The sequence below is a fragment of the Arcobacter sp. L genome, assembly GCF_000284235.1.
Taxonomy (GTDB): Bacteria; Campylobacterota; Campylobacteria; order Campylobacterales; family Arcobacteraceae; genus Aliarcobacter; species Aliarcobacter defluvii.
Genome location: NC_017192.1, coordinates 569,056 through 585,463, shown reverse-complemented (window position 1 = coordinate 585,463; position 16,408 = coordinate 569,056). Strand labels below are relative to the sequence as shown.

The 16,408-nt window shown below is 25.4% G+C and carries 16 protein-coding genes; 9 read left to right on the top strand and 7 right to left on the bottom strand.

From position 1 onward, the window contains the following. Window positions 1–107: 107 nt before the first annotated feature. The 4 genes from ABLL_RS02995 to ABLL_RS02980 form a co-directional block, all read right to left on the bottom strand. Window positions 108–338, bottom strand: a complete 231-nt coding sequence (locus ABLL_RS02995; protein ID WP_041654642.1) for a hypothetical protein — start codon at window positions 336–338, stop codon at window positions 108–110. Next, on the bottom strand, window positions 316–2,088 hold the full coding sequence (locus ABLL_RS02990; protein WP_014473303.1) for a Na/Pi cotransporter family protein: 1,773 nt from the start codon (window positions 2,086–2,088) through the stop codon (window positions 316–318). Before ABLL_RS02990 ends, ABLL_RS02995 begins: the two co-directional genes overlap by 23 nt. Beyond that, entirely contained in the window at window positions 2,088–3,890 is a 1,803-nt protein-coding gene (glmS, locus tag ABLL_RS02985; RefSeq protein ID WP_014473302.1) for a glutamine--fructose-6-phosphate transaminase (isomerizing), read from the bottom strand. The genes ABLL_RS02990 and glmS overlap by 1 nt, the downstream gene beginning before the upstream one ends. A gap of 82 nt (window positions 3,891–3,972) precedes the next feature. Further along, window positions 3,973–4,749, bottom strand: a complete 777-nt coding sequence (locus tag ABLL_RS02980) for an inositol monophosphatase family protein (protein WP_014473301.1) — start codon at window positions 4,747–4,749, stop codon at window positions 3,973–3,975. Window positions 4,750–4,864: 115 nt separating this feature from the next. On the opposite strand from ABLL_RS02980, the gene ABLL_RS02975 reads away from it, so the two are divergent. The 9 genes from ABLL_RS02975 to ABLL_RS02935 are packed head-to-tail and all read left to right on the top strand — an operon-like array spanning window position 4,865 to window position 12,834. Continuing rightward, window positions 4,865–5,947, top strand: a complete 1,083-nt coding sequence (locus ABLL_RS02975; RefSeq protein WP_014473300.1) for an ABC transporter permease — start codon at window positions 4,865–4,867, stop codon at window positions 5,945–5,947. Then, window positions 5,944–6,567, top strand: a complete 624-nt coding sequence (locus ABLL_RS02970; RefSeq protein ID WP_014473299.1) for an ABC transporter ATP-binding protein — start codon at window positions 5,944–5,946, stop codon at window positions 6,565–6,567. The genes ABLL_RS02975 and ABLL_RS02970 overlap by 4 nt, the downstream gene beginning before the upstream one ends. Further along, complete coding sequence (locus ABLL_RS02965) at window positions 6,551–8,134, top strand: hypothetical protein (protein WP_014473298.1); 1,584 nt, start codon at window positions 6,551–6,553, stop codon at window positions 8,132–8,134. Before ABLL_RS02970 ends, ABLL_RS02965 begins: the two co-directional genes overlap by 17 nt. After that, window positions 8,122–9,093: a hypothetical protein gene (locus ABLL_RS02960; RefSeq protein ID WP_014473297.1), complete on the top strand. Its 972-nt coding sequence runs from the start codon at window positions 8,122–8,124 to the stop codon at window positions 9,091–9,093. Before ABLL_RS02965 ends, ABLL_RS02960 begins: the two co-directional genes overlap by 13 nt. Further along, window positions 9,086–9,607 carry a YceI family protein gene (locus ABLL_RS02955; protein ID WP_014473296.1) on the top strand — a complete coding sequence of 174 codons (522 nt, stop codon included), beginning with the start codon at window positions 9,086–9,088 and terminating at the stop codon, window positions 9,605–9,607. The genes ABLL_RS02960 and ABLL_RS02955 overlap by 8 nt, the downstream gene beginning before the upstream one ends. Window positions 9,608–9,610: 3 nt before the next feature. Further along, on the top strand, window positions 9,611–10,066 hold the full coding sequence (locus ABLL_RS02950) for a hypothetical protein (protein ID WP_041654639.1): 456 nt from the start codon (window positions 9,611–9,613) through the stop codon (window positions 10,064–10,066). Continuing rightward, window positions 10,063–10,794: a metallophosphoesterase gene (locus ABLL_RS02945; protein WP_014473294.1), complete on the top strand. Its 732-nt coding sequence runs from the start codon at window positions 10,063–10,065 to the stop codon at window positions 10,792–10,794. The genes ABLL_RS02950 and ABLL_RS02945 overlap by 4 nt, the downstream gene beginning before the upstream one ends. Before the next feature lie 5 nt (window positions 10,795–10,799). Next, the gene (locus ABLL_RS02940; protein WP_014473293.1) at window positions 10,800–11,468 is read left to right on the top strand and encodes a response regulator transcription factor; all 669 of its coding nucleotides are present in this window, start codon (window positions 10,800–10,802) and stop codon (window positions 11,466–11,468) included. Beyond that, the gene (locus ABLL_RS02935) at window positions 11,458–12,834 is read left to right on the top strand and encodes an ATP-binding protein (protein WP_014473292.1); all 1,377 of its coding nucleotides are present in this window, start codon (window positions 11,458–11,460) and stop codon (window positions 12,832–12,834) included. The genes ABLL_RS02940 and ABLL_RS02935 overlap by 11 nt, the downstream gene beginning before the upstream one ends. A gap of 213 nt (window positions 12,835–13,047) precedes the next feature. Here ABLL_RS02935 and ABLL_RS02930 read toward each other — a convergent pair whose 3' ends face one another. The 3 genes from ABLL_RS02930 to groES form a co-directional block, all read right to left on the bottom strand. Next, the gene (locus ABLL_RS02930) at window positions 13,048–14,217 is read right to left on the bottom strand and encodes an HD-GYP domain-containing protein (protein ID WP_158310001.1); all 1,170 of its coding nucleotides are present in this window, start codon (window positions 14,215–14,217) and stop codon (window positions 13,048–13,050) included. 220 nt (window positions 14,218–14,437) lie between these two features. Beyond that, entirely contained in the window at window positions 14,438–16,078 is a 1,641-nt protein-coding gene (groL, locus tag ABLL_RS02925; protein ID WP_014473290.1) for a chaperonin GroEL, read from the bottom strand. After that, window positions 16,078–16,335 carry a co-chaperone GroES gene (gene groES / locus ABLL_RS02920; RefSeq protein WP_014473289.1) on the bottom strand — a complete coding sequence of 86 codons (258 nt, stop codon included), beginning with the start codon at window positions 16,333–16,335 and terminating at the stop codon, window positions 16,078–16,080. Before groES ends, groL begins: the two co-directional genes overlap by 1 nt. Between the last annotated feature and the right edge of the window lie 73 nt (window positions 16,336–16,408).

Below are 16,408 nucleotides of genomic sequence, written 5' to 3'. Positions count from 1 at the left end.
TTTTAGTTTTCTATAATATGTTTAAGAAATTTTAAAATAAAAATTTAAAGAATTCAATTTGCCATAAAGACAAAAAGTTTGTTATCTTAACTAAAAATTGCTGTTATTTACTTTTTTTCTTTCAATTGTTTTTTAAATTTTTTAAGAATTGAAATCTCTTCTTTTAATTTATTCTCTTCTTCAATATTTTTAGAAAATTTAGTTTTTTCTTTTAGTTTAGATATTTTATTCTCTATTTTTTCTTGAAGTTTTTTTACTTTTTTTTCTTCTAAATCTTTATCTTCTTCAATTAGCAACAAATATTCTTTGATTTTTTCATAAATTTTTTCCAGCTTCATAATCTTCTCCTAATTGTTTAATAGTAAGATCTTCTATCCATAATATTTTAGCCACATTTATCAATTTATTTATAATATTATATGCATGAGAACTATCATTTAGTAAAGTTGTTGCCATTTTTTTATCAATTCTTTTTTCTCTAATTAACACATCTATTCTTCCAGTTGCAATAACATCTAAGCTTTTTAAATATTCTTTTAATAACTCTGATTTTGCTAAAACATCTAGTTCATCTTTACTACTTTTTATCTCATTTATTGTATTTATTGTTTTTGCTATTGCTTCTCTTAATGAGTTATATTCATCTTTTATATAATCATTATTACTTAATAAATATTTGGAGATATTTTCTTGTAGTTCTTCTGTATTTTTTACAGCTTCTGCTATATCTCGACAAGCACTTCTTAATTCATATAAATAGGCTCTTTCTGAACCTTCTAAATCGTTTATAAAATATGTTGAATAATCAATTATGTCACTATATAAAGATTTTATTCTTGTTTGATAAAACTCTTCGATATTAACTTCAATAATATCTGTTGATTCTTTTACAATAGAAGAGATATCTGTTTTTCCTAAATATCTATGTCGATGAAGCATAATAGCATGACTTAAAACTTCACTTGCATTTTCATATAAATGAACAGTCTCTTTTCGTGTAGCTTTTAATGCTGCAAATGGTACGGCAACAACTTGCATATCTAAAAATTTTGTATTTTGAATATAAACTTCTTTGTCTTCTACAAAAAGTTTTTTCAAAAAATTTACAAGTTTTGGAATAAAAAAAGAAAATATAAATAATCCAGAAATATTAAATACTGTATGAAATAGAGATAATTTCATCGCATAATCTTTTTCATCAATTCCAATATTTTTTGATAAATAATCAATAAAATCTACAAAATAAAATAAAATCGATGTCACAATAACAGCAGTTACTGTATTAAATATAAGTAAAGCTAAAGCCATTCTTTTACTATTTGAATTTGAAACCATTGCACCCATAACTGCTGTAATTGTTGTTCCAATATTTGCACCAATTGCAATTGCAATTGCATTTATATATATTATTTGTCCTGTCGCAAGTGCAGTGATAGTTAAAGCTAAAGTAGCACTACTTGATTGAATAATTATTGTTGCAACTATTCCAACTAAGATATAAATAAATATTCCTTTATAACCTTCAATAGCAAATTGAGATAAATCTATTCCTTGTTTTAAATCTTCAAATCCATCTTTCATATATCCAATACCAAGAAAAACAAAACCTAAACCTAAAAGAATATTTCCAATTCCTTGAACTGTTTTATTTTTATAAAATCTAAAAATTACACCAAAAATAATCATAGGAAGCGCAAGTGCTTCAATATTTATTTTCATTCCAAAATATGAAACAATCCATGCTGTTGCAGTTGTTCCAACATTTGAGCCAAAAACAACTCCTATAGCACCTGATAAAGTAATAAGTTTTGCAGATAAAAAAGAGATTACGATTATTGCAATTAAAGAAGAACTTTGAAGAACTGCTGTTGAAATTACACCTAAACCTATAGCTTTATAAGTAGTATCTGTACTTTTAGAAATAAGCTTTTCTAGCATTCCTCCACTAAAAAGCTTAAACCCATCTTCCATAAAATGCATACCTATTATAAATATTCCAACACCTGCAACTATAAATTTAGAATCTGCATTTTCATACAGTAAATAGCAAAGAAGTGCTAGAAGAATATATGATAGGTATTTTTTCATTATTCTACTGTTACAGATTTAGCCAAGTTTCTTGGCATATCAACATCATTTCCTAGTCGTATTGAAATTTCCATTGAAAAAAGTTGAAGTACAACTAACATTTCAAAAAATTCTAACATATAATGTTCAAGCTTATTAATTTTTATAAAATCATCAGCTAAATCAAAATCTAGTGGTGAAATTGCACAAATTGTACTATCACGTGCACTTAACTCTTCAACATTTGATTTAATTTTGTCATATAATAAATTTTGAGGCATTAATGCTATTGTAAATAATTCAGGGTCAGCTAATGCTATTGGTCCATGTTTCATTTCACCAGAAGGATAACCTTCTGCATGTAAATAAGAAATCTCTTTTAATTTTAAAGCACCTTCAAGTGCTAATGGATAAAATACATCTCTTCCTATAAAGAAAAAACCATGTCCATGTAAATATCTTTTTGATAATCTTTTTGTTTTTTCATGTATTCTATCACTAATACAAAGTGCTTTTGGAACTTCTCTTAATGTATGTAACTCTTTTTGCATTGTTTCAATAGATATTGTATTTTTGATTTTTCCAAAATATAAAGACAACATCCAAAGAACTACTGTTTGAGTAGAAAATGCTTTAGTTGAAGCAACTCCTTTTTCTATTCCAGCACGAGTTAAAATTGTAAAATCTGCAACTCTTGTCATTGATGAATTATCAACATTACAAATAACCAAAGTTTTTAAACCTGCATTTTTTGCCATTTTTAAAGCTTCAAGTGTATCAGCAGTTTCTCCACTTTGAGAAATAACAATAAATAATGTATCTTTTGTTAAAAGTGGTTCTTTATATCTAAATTCACTTGCAACTTCTATATTACATTTTATTTTTGATAATCTTTCAAATAAATAAGAAGATGTAAGTCCTGCATGATAAGAAGTTCCACAAGCACATATTTTTATTTCATTAATACCCTCAAGTATAGAAGAATTTATCTCATCAAATAAAATTTCATTATCTTTGATTCTTCCTAACATACAATCACTTACAACACTACTTTGCTCATAAATCTCTTTTTCCATAAAAAATCTATATCCATCTTTTTGAGCAAATTGTTTTGAAGTTGGAAGCGTTGACCAGCTATAATTATCTGAAAAAAATTCTATATATGAAGCACTAGCAATTCCACCAACTCCATCTTCTAAATACACAACATCTGAAGCTAAACCTATCAAAGGAGCATCAGATGATGCAAATAAAACTTCTTCTTCTTCATTTCCTCGTGCTACAATTAACGGACTTCCATTTTTGAAGAAAAATATTTTTGAAGGCTCTGCTTTTGTAATTAAAAGAATCGAAAAGGCACCTTCAAGTCTTGTGATTGTATTTTTGAAAGCTAAAGTTGAATCATTTAATTTATTATTATAATTTTCAAAAAGATGAACTATAACCTCTGTATCAGTTTGAGATACAAATTTATGACCTTTTTGTATTAATTCATCTTTTAACTCTTTATAGTTTTCAATAATTCCATTATGAACAACATAAGAGTATTCACCTAAATGTGGATGTGCATTTAATTCTGTTGGTTTTCCATGTGTTGCCCATCTTGTATGTCCAATTCCTAGATGATAATCATGAGCTGCAGAAATATTTACTTTTTCTTCAAGATTAATTAGTTTTCCTAAAGCTTTAAAAACATCAATTTTATTATCTTTAAGTACCGCAATTCCAGCACTATCATAACCTCTATACTCTAACTCTTTTAAACCATCTAATAATATTTTAGTTGTATCTTTTTTACCAATATATCCAACAATTCCACACATTTAAAAAACCTTTTTCCAATATTTATTATATTTATTATATTTAATTATCACTAAATAAGCCCTTTTTAGAACACTTTTATATCTATAGTAAATTCAAATTTTTTATTAATTCATCATGAATTTTTCCATTTGTTGCAACTATATATTTATCTTCAAATAGATTATATTCCTCACCATTTATATTTGTAATCTTTCCACCAGCTTCACTTAAAATTAAAACTCCTGCACTTACATCCCAAGGTTTTAAATTCATTTCATAATAACCTTCAAAAGTTCCACGTGCTACTAAACATAAATCAATTGAAGCACTTCCTAGTCTTCTTAAATCTTGGCAAAGAGGTAAAATATCTTTTATTTTTTTTACAACATCATTTAAATCATCTTCATTTGAACCACTTGTATATGGAAATCCTGTAGCAAGAAGTGCTTTTTGTAACTCTGTTTCATCACTTACTTTTAATTGTTTACCATTTAAATATGCACCTTTACCAGTTTTAGCTTCATATAATTCATCTAAAATTGGATTATAAACGATTGCTAAATATGGTTTTTTATCTTTATATACTCCAACTGAAATTGCAGTATGAGGAACTCCATTTACAAAGTTTGTTGTCCCATCAATTGGATCAATTATAATTGAATTATTAAATTCTATATTTGTATTATCTGATTCTTCTGCAATTATATTAAACTCTTTAAATTTTTTTGTAAATTTTTCTTTTAAATAATTTTCAACCGCAACATCATATTTTGTTACTAAATCTTTTTTTGCTTTAAAAGTTACATCTTTATTTGAATAATAACCTTTTTTTAAAATCTTTCCTGCTTTTTTTATTATTTTTATCAACTCTTTTTTCATTATTTTTTCCTAATTTTTTTTGTATTTTATCTAAATTATGAATAAAAATTCATATTTAATTCATTATAAGTTCATATTCGAAGATTAAACTTTCAAAAAATAAGAAAGGATAATCTTGATTTCATATGCATTTAAAGCATTATTTGCAAATAAACTAAAAACTTTTTTAATAATTTTAAGTTTAATATTTTCAATAGTATCAATCTTTTTAATTAGTTCTATTTCAAATGGAGTAATTTCTATGTACTCTTCAATGCTAAAAAGTGATGGAGATATCATAGTTACTCAAGCAAAAATATCTGATACATTTTTTTCAAATGTAAATATCAATTTAGTTGAAAAAATAAATAATTTAAAAGATATAAAAGATACTTCTGCAATGACTGTGGGAGCTAGTCCTGTTGAAAAACTTCCAATTGTTGCAGTTTATGGAGTAACACAAAATAGATTTAAAAACTACACTTTAATTGCAGGCTCAAATCCATCAAAAAATGAAGTAATTATTGGGAAATCAATATTTGAACAATTATCAAACAAAAATGAAATTCAAATAGCAAATAAAACTTTTAAAATTTCTGGAGTTTTTAAAAGTGAAATTGGTTTTGAAAATGGTGGAGTTGTTTTAAATATAGATGAAGCAGGAGAGATTTTTAATAAATCTGCTTCAATGATTTTGATAAATACAACTTTAAATGCAAATATTGAAAATATTATAAAAGAAATTAAAAATTTATCGGATGAAATTGATGTTAAATCAACACAAAATTTTGTAGATAACTATAATCAATTTAAAATCATAAAAACCTCATCAAATGTTATTTCATTTATCGCATTTTCTATGGGGCTTCTTGGAATTGTAAGTCTTATGAGTATTACAATAAACCAAAGAAAAGCTGAGTTTGGTATTAAAAGAGCTTTAGGAATAAAAACATCAAAAATTGTTTATTCAATAATGGTTGAAAGCTTTTTACTTGGCGTTTTTAGTTTCATTAGTGCTTTAATTATCTCAAATGTAACTCTATATTTTGTAAAAAATGCAAAAAGTTTACAAGGTTATGTAAATGGTGAAATATCTGTTGAACTAGCCTTTTATATCTTTGTTACTTCTATTTTAATGGCGATTATTGGTTCAATTATTCCTGCATTAAATGCTGCAAAAACTGACCCTGTTGAGCTTATTCAAGGAAATAAAATATGATAAAAGCTTTAAATTTAACACATTATTACAACAAAGATTTAGCTTTAGAAAATATAAATTTAGAGATAAATAAAGGTGAATTTGTTTCAATTATAGGGGAAAGTGGAAGTGGAAAATCTACACTTTTATCACTTTTATCAACACTTCTAAAACCAACAAGTGGTGAAATATTTTTTGAAAATACAAATTACAAAAATATAAAAGATATTGATAATTTTAGAAAAACAAATATAGGTTTTATTTTTCAGTTTCATTATTTAATCAACTATTTAACAGTTAAAGAAAATATAAAACTTGCTAATGAAAAAGCATCAAATGATGAGATTTACAATCTATTAAAACTTTTAAAAATTGAAAATTTATTAGATAAATATCCAAATGAAATTTCAGGTGGTCAAAAACAAAGAGTTGCAATTGCAAGGGCTTTGATAAACAAACCAAAAGTAATTATTGCAGATGAGCCAACAGGAAATTTAGATTCTAAAAACTCTTTAAATGTTTTTGAACTATTTAAAAATCTTTGCCTTGATGGAACAACTATAATCGTGGCAACTCACGACAAAGAACTAGCAAAATTTGCAAATAAAATTTATGAGGTAAAAGATGGAAAAATCAATTAATAACTCAACTAATTTCGAACTTTTTATAAATAAACATTTCAAAATTTCTATTGTATTTTTTGCTTTAGGACTATTTTTTGGAATTATTTATTCATTAAATTTATTGGGACTTGTGATTGATTCACAAACCTTAAATCCAGTAAATATGAGAGCAATTCATATAAGTCTTATGCTTTATGGTTTTGTTCCATTAATGCTTTCATATCTTCCTTTTTTACTAATAAATAAAGAAGTTGAAAATTCACGTGAAGGGCTTAGATACTTAAATCTTTATACTATTATTTGGTATATCTTTTTAGTATTTATGGTTGTATCTTTACTTTTAGGGAAAAATAGAGGTTTAGCTTTTTATGATTTTGCTTATGAATTAAATTTCTTATTAGCATTTGCTGGATTATTTTATATTTTAGCTTTATACAAATTTATCAAACTTTATACTGTTCTTCCTTTATGGATAAAAGTATGTTTAAGAGTTGTGACAATTGCTCCATTTACGCTATTGATTTTAATGAATCCAACTATTGGTCAAGTTGAAAGTACAGTATCTGGACCACATGGAGATAATACACTTGGAATGAGTTTAGCTTTAATTCCTATTTATTATTTAATCATCAAACTATTAAATGAGGGTGAATTTAAAGCTAGATGGAATATCTTATGGATTATTCCAACAGTTTTTTATTTTGGTTCAGTTTTATATAGAATTTTTGTTGGTCATCTATCATACAACCAAGAGTGGTTTTTACAATATTTAACTCTTTTATATGTTCCTCTTTTATATAGATGGTATAAAGATAGTAATATCAGTGATGTTGCTAAAAAAGCTCTATTAGTTTCTATTTTAGCTTTTTTATTTGTTGATATTGAAGGTAATATAATTTTTATTCCTGAAATTAGATGGATATTTCATAGAAATGATTTAATAGTTGCTCATGCTCATATTGCTATGGGAATTGGAGTATTTTTTATGGTTATTTCAATGTTTATAAATCATATCAAAGAACTACACAAAGATATATTTTTAAAAATCTATTTAGTTGGAATTATTGGAATTTTTACAGCTTTAAGTATCTCAGGATTTACACAAGCTGGATTTAGTTCAATTCCAACTCATACACTTTGGATATTTAGAACTCTGTTTGGTTTAGTTGCATTTGGTTTTATATTTGCTTTTATAAAACTTCAAACTTCATACTCAAAACTAGGATTTTATAATCTAATTGGAGTTTTAAGTGATGGGTTAGGTGGAGTTTTTTTAATTTTACTTGCAAGTTTTTTATACCCTATTTTAGGATTTAGTTTTAGTGGAGTTTATGAATATGTTGTTTTTACGTTTGTTAGTATGACAGGAATTATTCACTATCTAGCTTTAAAAAATGAAGCTTATCAAATGATTTTAACTAAATTATCAGTGATTATTAGAGTATTTGCAAGTTCAATGTTTTTTGCCTTATATTCAAGTGGTAAACTTGGAATTGAAGCACTTATGATTTGCCTTTTTGATTTAACTTTTGTTTTCATTTATTTAATCTTTTTTTATGAAAAGGAGACTACATGCAAAGATTAATTTTAATATTTTTTATAGCAAGTGAATTGTGTTACTATTTACTAATAGCACAAACAGGTGTTGTTGAATACTTTTCATCAAATTTATTTTTAATAGCTCCTCTTCCAATTGGAGGGATTATTGGTTCAATATTAGTTTCATATATAAAAATAGATAATAAAAACAAAATATCTCTATTTTTAATTATTCAGTTAATTATGAGTTTTATATATCCAAATTTTAATTTTATAACACTATTTATTTTAGGATTTGCGGTTGGAAGTTTAGCTCCATTGATTATAAATGAAGTGAAAAAAACTACATTTTTGGAACTTGGATTGGCATTGTCTTTATCATATGTAACAGGAACTATGCTTTTTAACTATGATGTATCACAAAGAGGATTTATTGCAATTGCTTTAACAACTATTACACTTATAGCTTCAAGATTTTTACCATCAAAAGATGAAGAAAAAGAATTTGACACAATAAATCATTCATTACTAATAATGGTTTTATGGGTATTTTTAGATTCAGCACTTTTTGAATCTTTATCAAGAGATTTAACTATTTCTATCTGGAGAGATGGATTTAGTTTTGAAATTGCTTTATTTCACGTAATTGGAGTTGTATGTGCTTTATCGTTTAAAATTGAAAAAAATCAAAAAGAACTTATGATTTTGACATTATTTGCACTTTCATATTTATTTTATTTTTTAAGGGAGGGATTTATTTTATCAATTATTTATCCATTCGTAATATCTTATTACAATGTGGTAATACTTCAAACTATTAGAAAAAAAGATTTTAAAACAATCTCATTTTATATGGTTCTAATAGGATGGATGGCTTCAGGTGGTGGGCTTTTTGTAGCCTTGGCAAATTTAATTCTTTTTGTTCCAATTACTCTTTTATTTGCGATTTTTAGAGTAATGACAAAAGAATATTTACCAAATAGTAAGGAAATAAAATATGTATAAATTAGCTCTAATTCTAATTTTAAGTTTAGGTGCCTTTGCTAATAGTTTAACTATAACTCAAGGTGAAATAACTGCACATACAGAAGTTTTTGGAGATAGCGAAATCAATCCAGCAACTAAAGATGTAAAAGCAGATTTATCAATAGATGATAAAATTGAATCAATCAAAGGAAAAATCTATTTTGATACATTAAGCCTAATTAGTCAAAAAAAAGATAGAGATGCTCATATGTATGAATTATTAAATGAGCCAAAATTCAAAACTATATCTTTTGATATAAAAAATATTGTAAAAAATGATACAAATTACGATATCAATGGTGTTGTAACATTAAATGGTGTTTCAAAAGAGGTTACAGTAAAAAGTAATATTACAGAACAAAATAATCAAGTTTTATTTGATGGTGGATTTTCATTTAATCTAACAGATTTTAATTTAGAACCACCAACAATGTTCTTTTTAACAGTAAGAAATCAAATAGATATTTCTTATAAAATTGATTTAAAAAGATAAATTATGTTAAGAAAACTTATATTATCAGTAATATTTATAAATTGTTTAAGCGCGGGAACTCTAAAAATAGACGATAAAATAAGTAATTTTTCATTAACTGATCAGTTTGATAAAATTCATACAATTACATGTGACATTTCAACTATAATTGTAACTTTTCAAAAAAAGACTCTTATGATGGTAAATGATTATTTATCATCAAAGAGTGAAAACTTTTTAGAAAATCATCATGCTATTTTCATAAATAATATTTCATCTAGTCCAACTATAATCACAAAAATGTTTACATTACCAAAACTAAGAGATTATAAATATACTATATTACTTATTTATGATGAAAGTAATACAAAATTTGAAAAACAAAGTGACAAAATTACAACTTATTCTTTAGAAAATGGCTTTATCAAAAATATAAATTTTATATCTTCAATAGATGAATTAGATAGAGTTTTAAAATGAATTCTATTCCAAATACTAAAATTGTAGAAATAATTGTAGAAAATGAAAAATTAAATGATTTAAAAATTCTTCATTTAAGTGATTTACACATAAATAAAAAAACTTCTAAAAAAGAGATTTTAGATTTAGTAAATCATTGTAATAATCTTGAATTTGACTTTTGTGTAATTACAGGAGATATAATTGATACAAAAGTTAAATTCATAACTGAGCAACTTAAGATTCTAAATACTTTAAATAGTGAAGTTTTTTATATAAGTGGAAATCATGACTTATTTTATGGTTTAGAAGATTTAAAAAAAGAGCTAACTAATTTCATTTTTATGGATAATGAAACTTTTAAAATTAACTATAAAAATGAGATTATACATTTAGCAGGATTACCTGATAGATTTTCAAAATTCTTTAAAATAAAAAGAGATGAAAAAAAAATAGAAAATTACTTAAAAAACTCTCCTTCTATTTTTATTTCTCACCAACCAAAAGATTATAAAATTGCTACAAATTCTGACTCAAATCTATTTTTATGTGGACATACCCACGGTGGTCAAATTTTCCCATTTCATTATTTAGTAAGATTAGTTCAACCTTTTTTAGCTGGATTATTTTATAGAAAAAATACTGCAATTTATGTAAATAAAGGTTTGGGATATTGGGGTGTAAATTTTAGATATAAAGCTGATGCAGAAATTACTATATTGAAATTAATAACAAAAAGTGTAAAATAATTTTTATGAAAATATTAATAATTGAAGACGATATAAAAATCATAAACTTTTTGAAAAAAGGTTTAGAAGAAGAGTGTTACATAGTTGATTTCTCAACAAATGGTGATGAGGGATTATATTTAGCTAATGTTAACTCTTATGACTTAATTTTACTTGATATTATGCTTCCAATAAAAGATGGAATTGAAGTATGCAAAAGTTTAAGAAGTTCAAATATTCAAACCCCAATAATAATGCTTACAGCAAAAGATTCTATTGAAGATAAAATCAAAGGATTAGATATTGGAGCAAATGATTATTTAGCAAAACCTTTTTCCTTTGCCGAATTACTTGCACGAATTAGAGTTCAATTAAGAATGACAACAACTACTCAAACTAAACTACAAATTGCAGATTTAGAACTTGATTTATTAAACAAAACAGCCACAAGAGCAAAAGAAAATATAAATTTGACAGCTAAAGAGTTTACACTTCTTGAATATCTAATAAAAAACAAAAATAGAGTTTTAAGTGAAACAACAATCAATGAAGCACTTTCTTCTTTTGAAGATTCTAATATTAGTAATATTGTAAATGTTTATATTTATAGATTAAGAAATAAAATTGATAAGAATTTTGAAAAAAAACTTATAAAAACAGTTAGAGGAATAGGATTTAAAATAAGTGAAGATTAATTTATCAATCAAAAGAAAACTTTTAATTTACCATTTTTTTATACAAACAATTGTTTTAGTGATTTTTTCATTTTCTTTATATAAAGCATTAGAAATTTCAACTTTAGATAAACTTGAAGCAACTTTAAAAGTAATTATTCTTGATGTAACTGATGATTTATTAGAAAATGAAAAGATTACTCAAACTCTACTTGATGAAGAAAAAGAGTATAAATACGAACCTTTATATATTAGAATATTGGATAATAAAACTCATCAAAAAATAATTCAAACAGAAAATTTCCCAAGTAATATCGAACATAATGATGATTATTTAAACAATTTAAAAGAAAATATTGTTACATTTGAAAAACAAAACAGTTATTTAGTAAGTAGAATAAAAATAGACTTTCATGGTGAACAACTCGTAATTATAGAAGCAGTTACAACCAAAGATATGATTACATCAACATTAGAAAATTTACTTTATATTTTTGGTTTTATTCTACCTATAATTCTTATATTTGCTGTAATTGGTGGTAATTTTGTAATTTATAAATCATTTTTACCAATCGAAAATATTTTAGATGAATTAAAACAAATAAATGCAAATGATTTGTCAGCAAGATTAAAAACAAGAAAAACAAAAGATGAAATATGCCAATTAATAAATGAAGTTAATAATCTTTTGTCTCGTCTTGAAAACTCTTTTGAAAGAATCTCACAATTTAGTTCTGATGCTTCTCATGAATTAAAAACTCCTCTTACAATAATAAAAGGTGAAATGGAAGTTACATTAAGAAAAGATAGATCAATTGATGAATATAAAGAGGCATTAAAAACCTCTTTAGATGAAATTTGTCTAATTGAACAAACGATAAATGATCTACTTTTCTTAGCAAAAAATGAAAAAGATTTAATTATAGATAAACAAGAAAATTTTTATCTTGATGAAATAGCAGATGAAGCAATAAATGAACTTAAGAATTTTGCCAAACTTCATAAAATAGAGGTTTCTTTTGTAGTTGAAGATAGCTTAGAATTGAAAGGTTTTCCAAACTTATTAAAAATTGCTATAAAAAATGCTATAAAAAATGCTATTCAATTTAGTTTTGAAAATACAAAAGTTATTGTAAAAATATTTAAAAAAGATGATTCTTTAAATATTTCTATTCAAGATTTTGGAATAGGAATTGCTAAAAATGAACAAACAAAAATATTTGAAAAATTTTATAGAACTGATAAAAGTAGAAATAAAAACTCAGGTGGAACAGGTCTTGGAATGTCAATATTAAAGAAAATTGTTGATATTCATAAAGGTGATATTACAATAAAAAGTATCGAAAATAGTGGGACTACTATAACTTTTACTTTTTATTTAAAATAATTTTTTCATGATTCAGTTTATTTTAATTTAAAAAGATGTTATAATTACATTATCTCAAACAATATAGGAGGTTAAATGTCGAGGATTTCACTTTTTATGGTTGTTAAACTTTAAATTAAAATAAATTTACTTATGAGTAAATTTGGTAAATAAAAAGTTTTATTTACTTAATAAATAATTTTTTAAAAGGTTCTATTTTAATAGAACCTTTTTTTATTTTTCATCAAAAACAATATCTATTGCATTTACGATATTTTTATCTATTTCATAATCACTTAGATTCTTTTTTAATATCAAAACAGCCTCTTTATGAGTCATAGATTTTCTATATGGTCTATCTTCTACTAATGCTTGATAAAAATCCAAACAAGAAACTATTCTCTCTTCTAGTCCTAATTCATTTGAAGTTAAACCAAAAGGATAACCTGAACCATCAAGTTTTTCATGATGTGATGATGCCCATTTTGTAATTTCACTAAAATTATCTATTTTACTTAAAATTGTATGGGTTAAATACGCATGTTTTTTTATTTCAAAAAGTTCTTGATTTGTAAGACTTCCTTCTTTATCTAAAATAGCATTTGGAGTACCAAGTTTTCCAATATCATGAAGATTTGAAGCAATTTGTATTTTTAATTTAGTTTCATCATCTAGATTAAAATATTCTACAAGTTTTAAAGATTTTTCTTCTAAATCAACTGAATGTTTAGCTGTAAATTTAGATTTTCCATCTATGATTTTTGAGAATATCTTTGTAATAGATAAAAAACTTTCAAGAGGCACTTCAATAGTAAAATTTGGTAAAATTTTTTCTAAAGGATTTACTTCATCAAAATACTCTAAATCTCCCCAAAATAAAAAAGATTCACTTAATATAGTATAAGCATCAACTATTTTTTTAGAAAAAAGTTTTTTTTCATTTTCTTTTACAAAGTTTAAAATTAACTCTTTTTTATCATAACAAATATTTGATAGATCAAAATTTGTATCTAAAGTATCTGCAAATGAAATTAATTGGGCAAAAATAGGTATTTCACTTTCTTTCTTACCAAATAATCCTGAACCATCAAAATTTTCATGATGATAAAGAATAATATTCTTTTGAGATGTCAAAAAAGGAAAATCTTTAATATTATTTTCTCCAATTGTACAATGTTCTGCAAAATTAACCATATCAAAATATTCTTCTACATTATTTACTTTATATTCACTTGTAAAATTACAAAAACTCTCTATCAAACCATTATCATGCAATAATGAATAAGAACATAAATCAAATTTTTCTTCATCACTTAAACCCATAATATCAGCCATTTGTAAACAAATATAAGCAACTCTTTTACTATGTTTTAATGAAGTACACTTTATTTCACTTTCTGCCAAATCCAAAGCAAAGGATATGGAAAATAGAAATTTATTAAGGCTTAAAGTCATAAGAAATCCCTCTTCTTGAAAATTGCTCTCATTATAACAAAAAAAAGAAATTTTTGAAAATTATTTTATAATATTTAGACTAATCTTATCTTATTTATTATTTTGTATTTTAAGTAAAAAAAAACCGCACTCATAAGAGTACGGTTTTAAAAAAGTTTTAAATGATTTTTTACATCATTCCAGGCATTCCACCCATTCCACCCATATCTGGCATTGCAGGCATTGATGGTTTATCTTCTTTAATATCAGTTACTGTAGCTTCTGTAGTTAAAAGTAAAGATGCAACTGAAACTGCATTTTGCATAGCAACTCTTTCAACTTTAGCTGGGTCAACAATTCCAGCTTCAAACATATCTACATACTCACCAGTTGCAGCATTAAATCCTAAATTGTCATTAGAAGATTTTTCAACTTCATTTGCAACAACACCAGCATCAAATCCAGCATTAATTGCAATTTGTTTTAAAGGTGCTTTAATAGCTCTTAAAACAATTGCAGCTCCAATTGCTTCATCACCTTCTAAATCATGTAATTTTACTTTTGCAGCAGCTCTAATTAAGGCTGCACCTCCACCAATTACAATTCCTTCTTCAACAGCAGCTCTTGTTGCGCTTAAAGCATCATCAACTCTGTCTTTTTTCTCTTTCATTTCAGTCTCTGTTGCTGCTCCAACTTTAATAACAGCAACTCCACCTGAAAGTTTTGCAAGTCTTTCTTGTAATTTTTCTTTATCATACTCAGAAGTTGTATTTGAAATTTCTGCTTTGATTTGATTTACTCTTGCTTTTACAGACTCAGCATCACCACTTCCATCAACAATAGTTGTATTATCTTTATCTATTACAACTTTTGAAGCTGTTCCTAAAACTTCAATACCACAAGTATCAAGTTTCATTCCCATCTCTTCAGATACTACTGTTCCTTTTGTAAGAACTGCAATATCTTGTAACATTGCTTTTCTTCTATCACCAAATCCTGGTGCTTTAACAGCAGCAATATGTAAAGAACCTCTTAATCTATTTACAACTAGAGTTGCTAATGCTTCTCCATCAACATCTTCAGCAATAATTACTAAAGGACGTCCAGCTTGATTAACAGCTTCTAAAATTGGTAACATCTCTTTTAAAGAAGATATTTTTTTCTCATATAATAAAATAAATGGATTGTTAAACTCAACTGTCATTTTTTCAGCATTTGTTACAAAATATGGAGATAAATAACCTCTATCAAATTGCATTCCCTCAACTACTTCTAACTCATCAGAAATACCTTTTGCTTCTTCAACAGTAATTACACCATCTTTTCCAACTTTATCCATAGCTTCTGCAATCATTGAACCAATTGCATGATCTGAATTTGCTGAAATTGTTGCTACTTGCTCTATTTCAGTTTTATTTGCAACAACTCTAGAAGCTTTTTTTAATTCAGCTAAAATAGCTTCACAAGCTTTATCCATACCTCTTTTTAAAATGATTGGATTAGCTCCTGCTGTTACATTTCTTAATCCCTCTTTAAAGATTGAATGAGCTAAAACTGTAGCTGTAGTTGTTCCATCTCCTGCTTCATCAGCAGTTTTTGAAGCTACTTCTTTTACAAGTTGTGCTCCCATATTTTCTAAAGTATCTTTTAATTCAATTTCTCTTGCAACTGATACACCATCTTTTGTAATTGTTGGTGCTCCAAAAGATTTTTGTAAAAGTACATTTCTTCCTCTTGGTCCCATTGTTACTTTAACTGCATCAGCTAATTTTTCAACACCTGCATATAATCTATTTCTTGCACTATCACTAAATAAAACTTCTTTTGCCATTACATTACTCCTATAACATTTTCAATATTTAAAATTAGATATTCTTGACCATCAAGTTTGAATTCAGTTCCTCTATATTGTTCAAATACAATTGTATCACCTACTTTAACATCTTCTACTTTATTTCCAACTGCAACAACTTCTGCTGTTTGTGGTTTTTCTTTTGCATTATCTGGAATATAGATTCCACTTGCAGTTTTATTCTCAACTTCTGTTCTTTTAACAAGAACTCTTTCACCTAGTGGTTTAAAATTCATACTATTTCCTTTTATTATATTTTTATTTTCTTTTAAAACTTAGTATTTAGCACTCTAAATTTCTAAGTGCTAA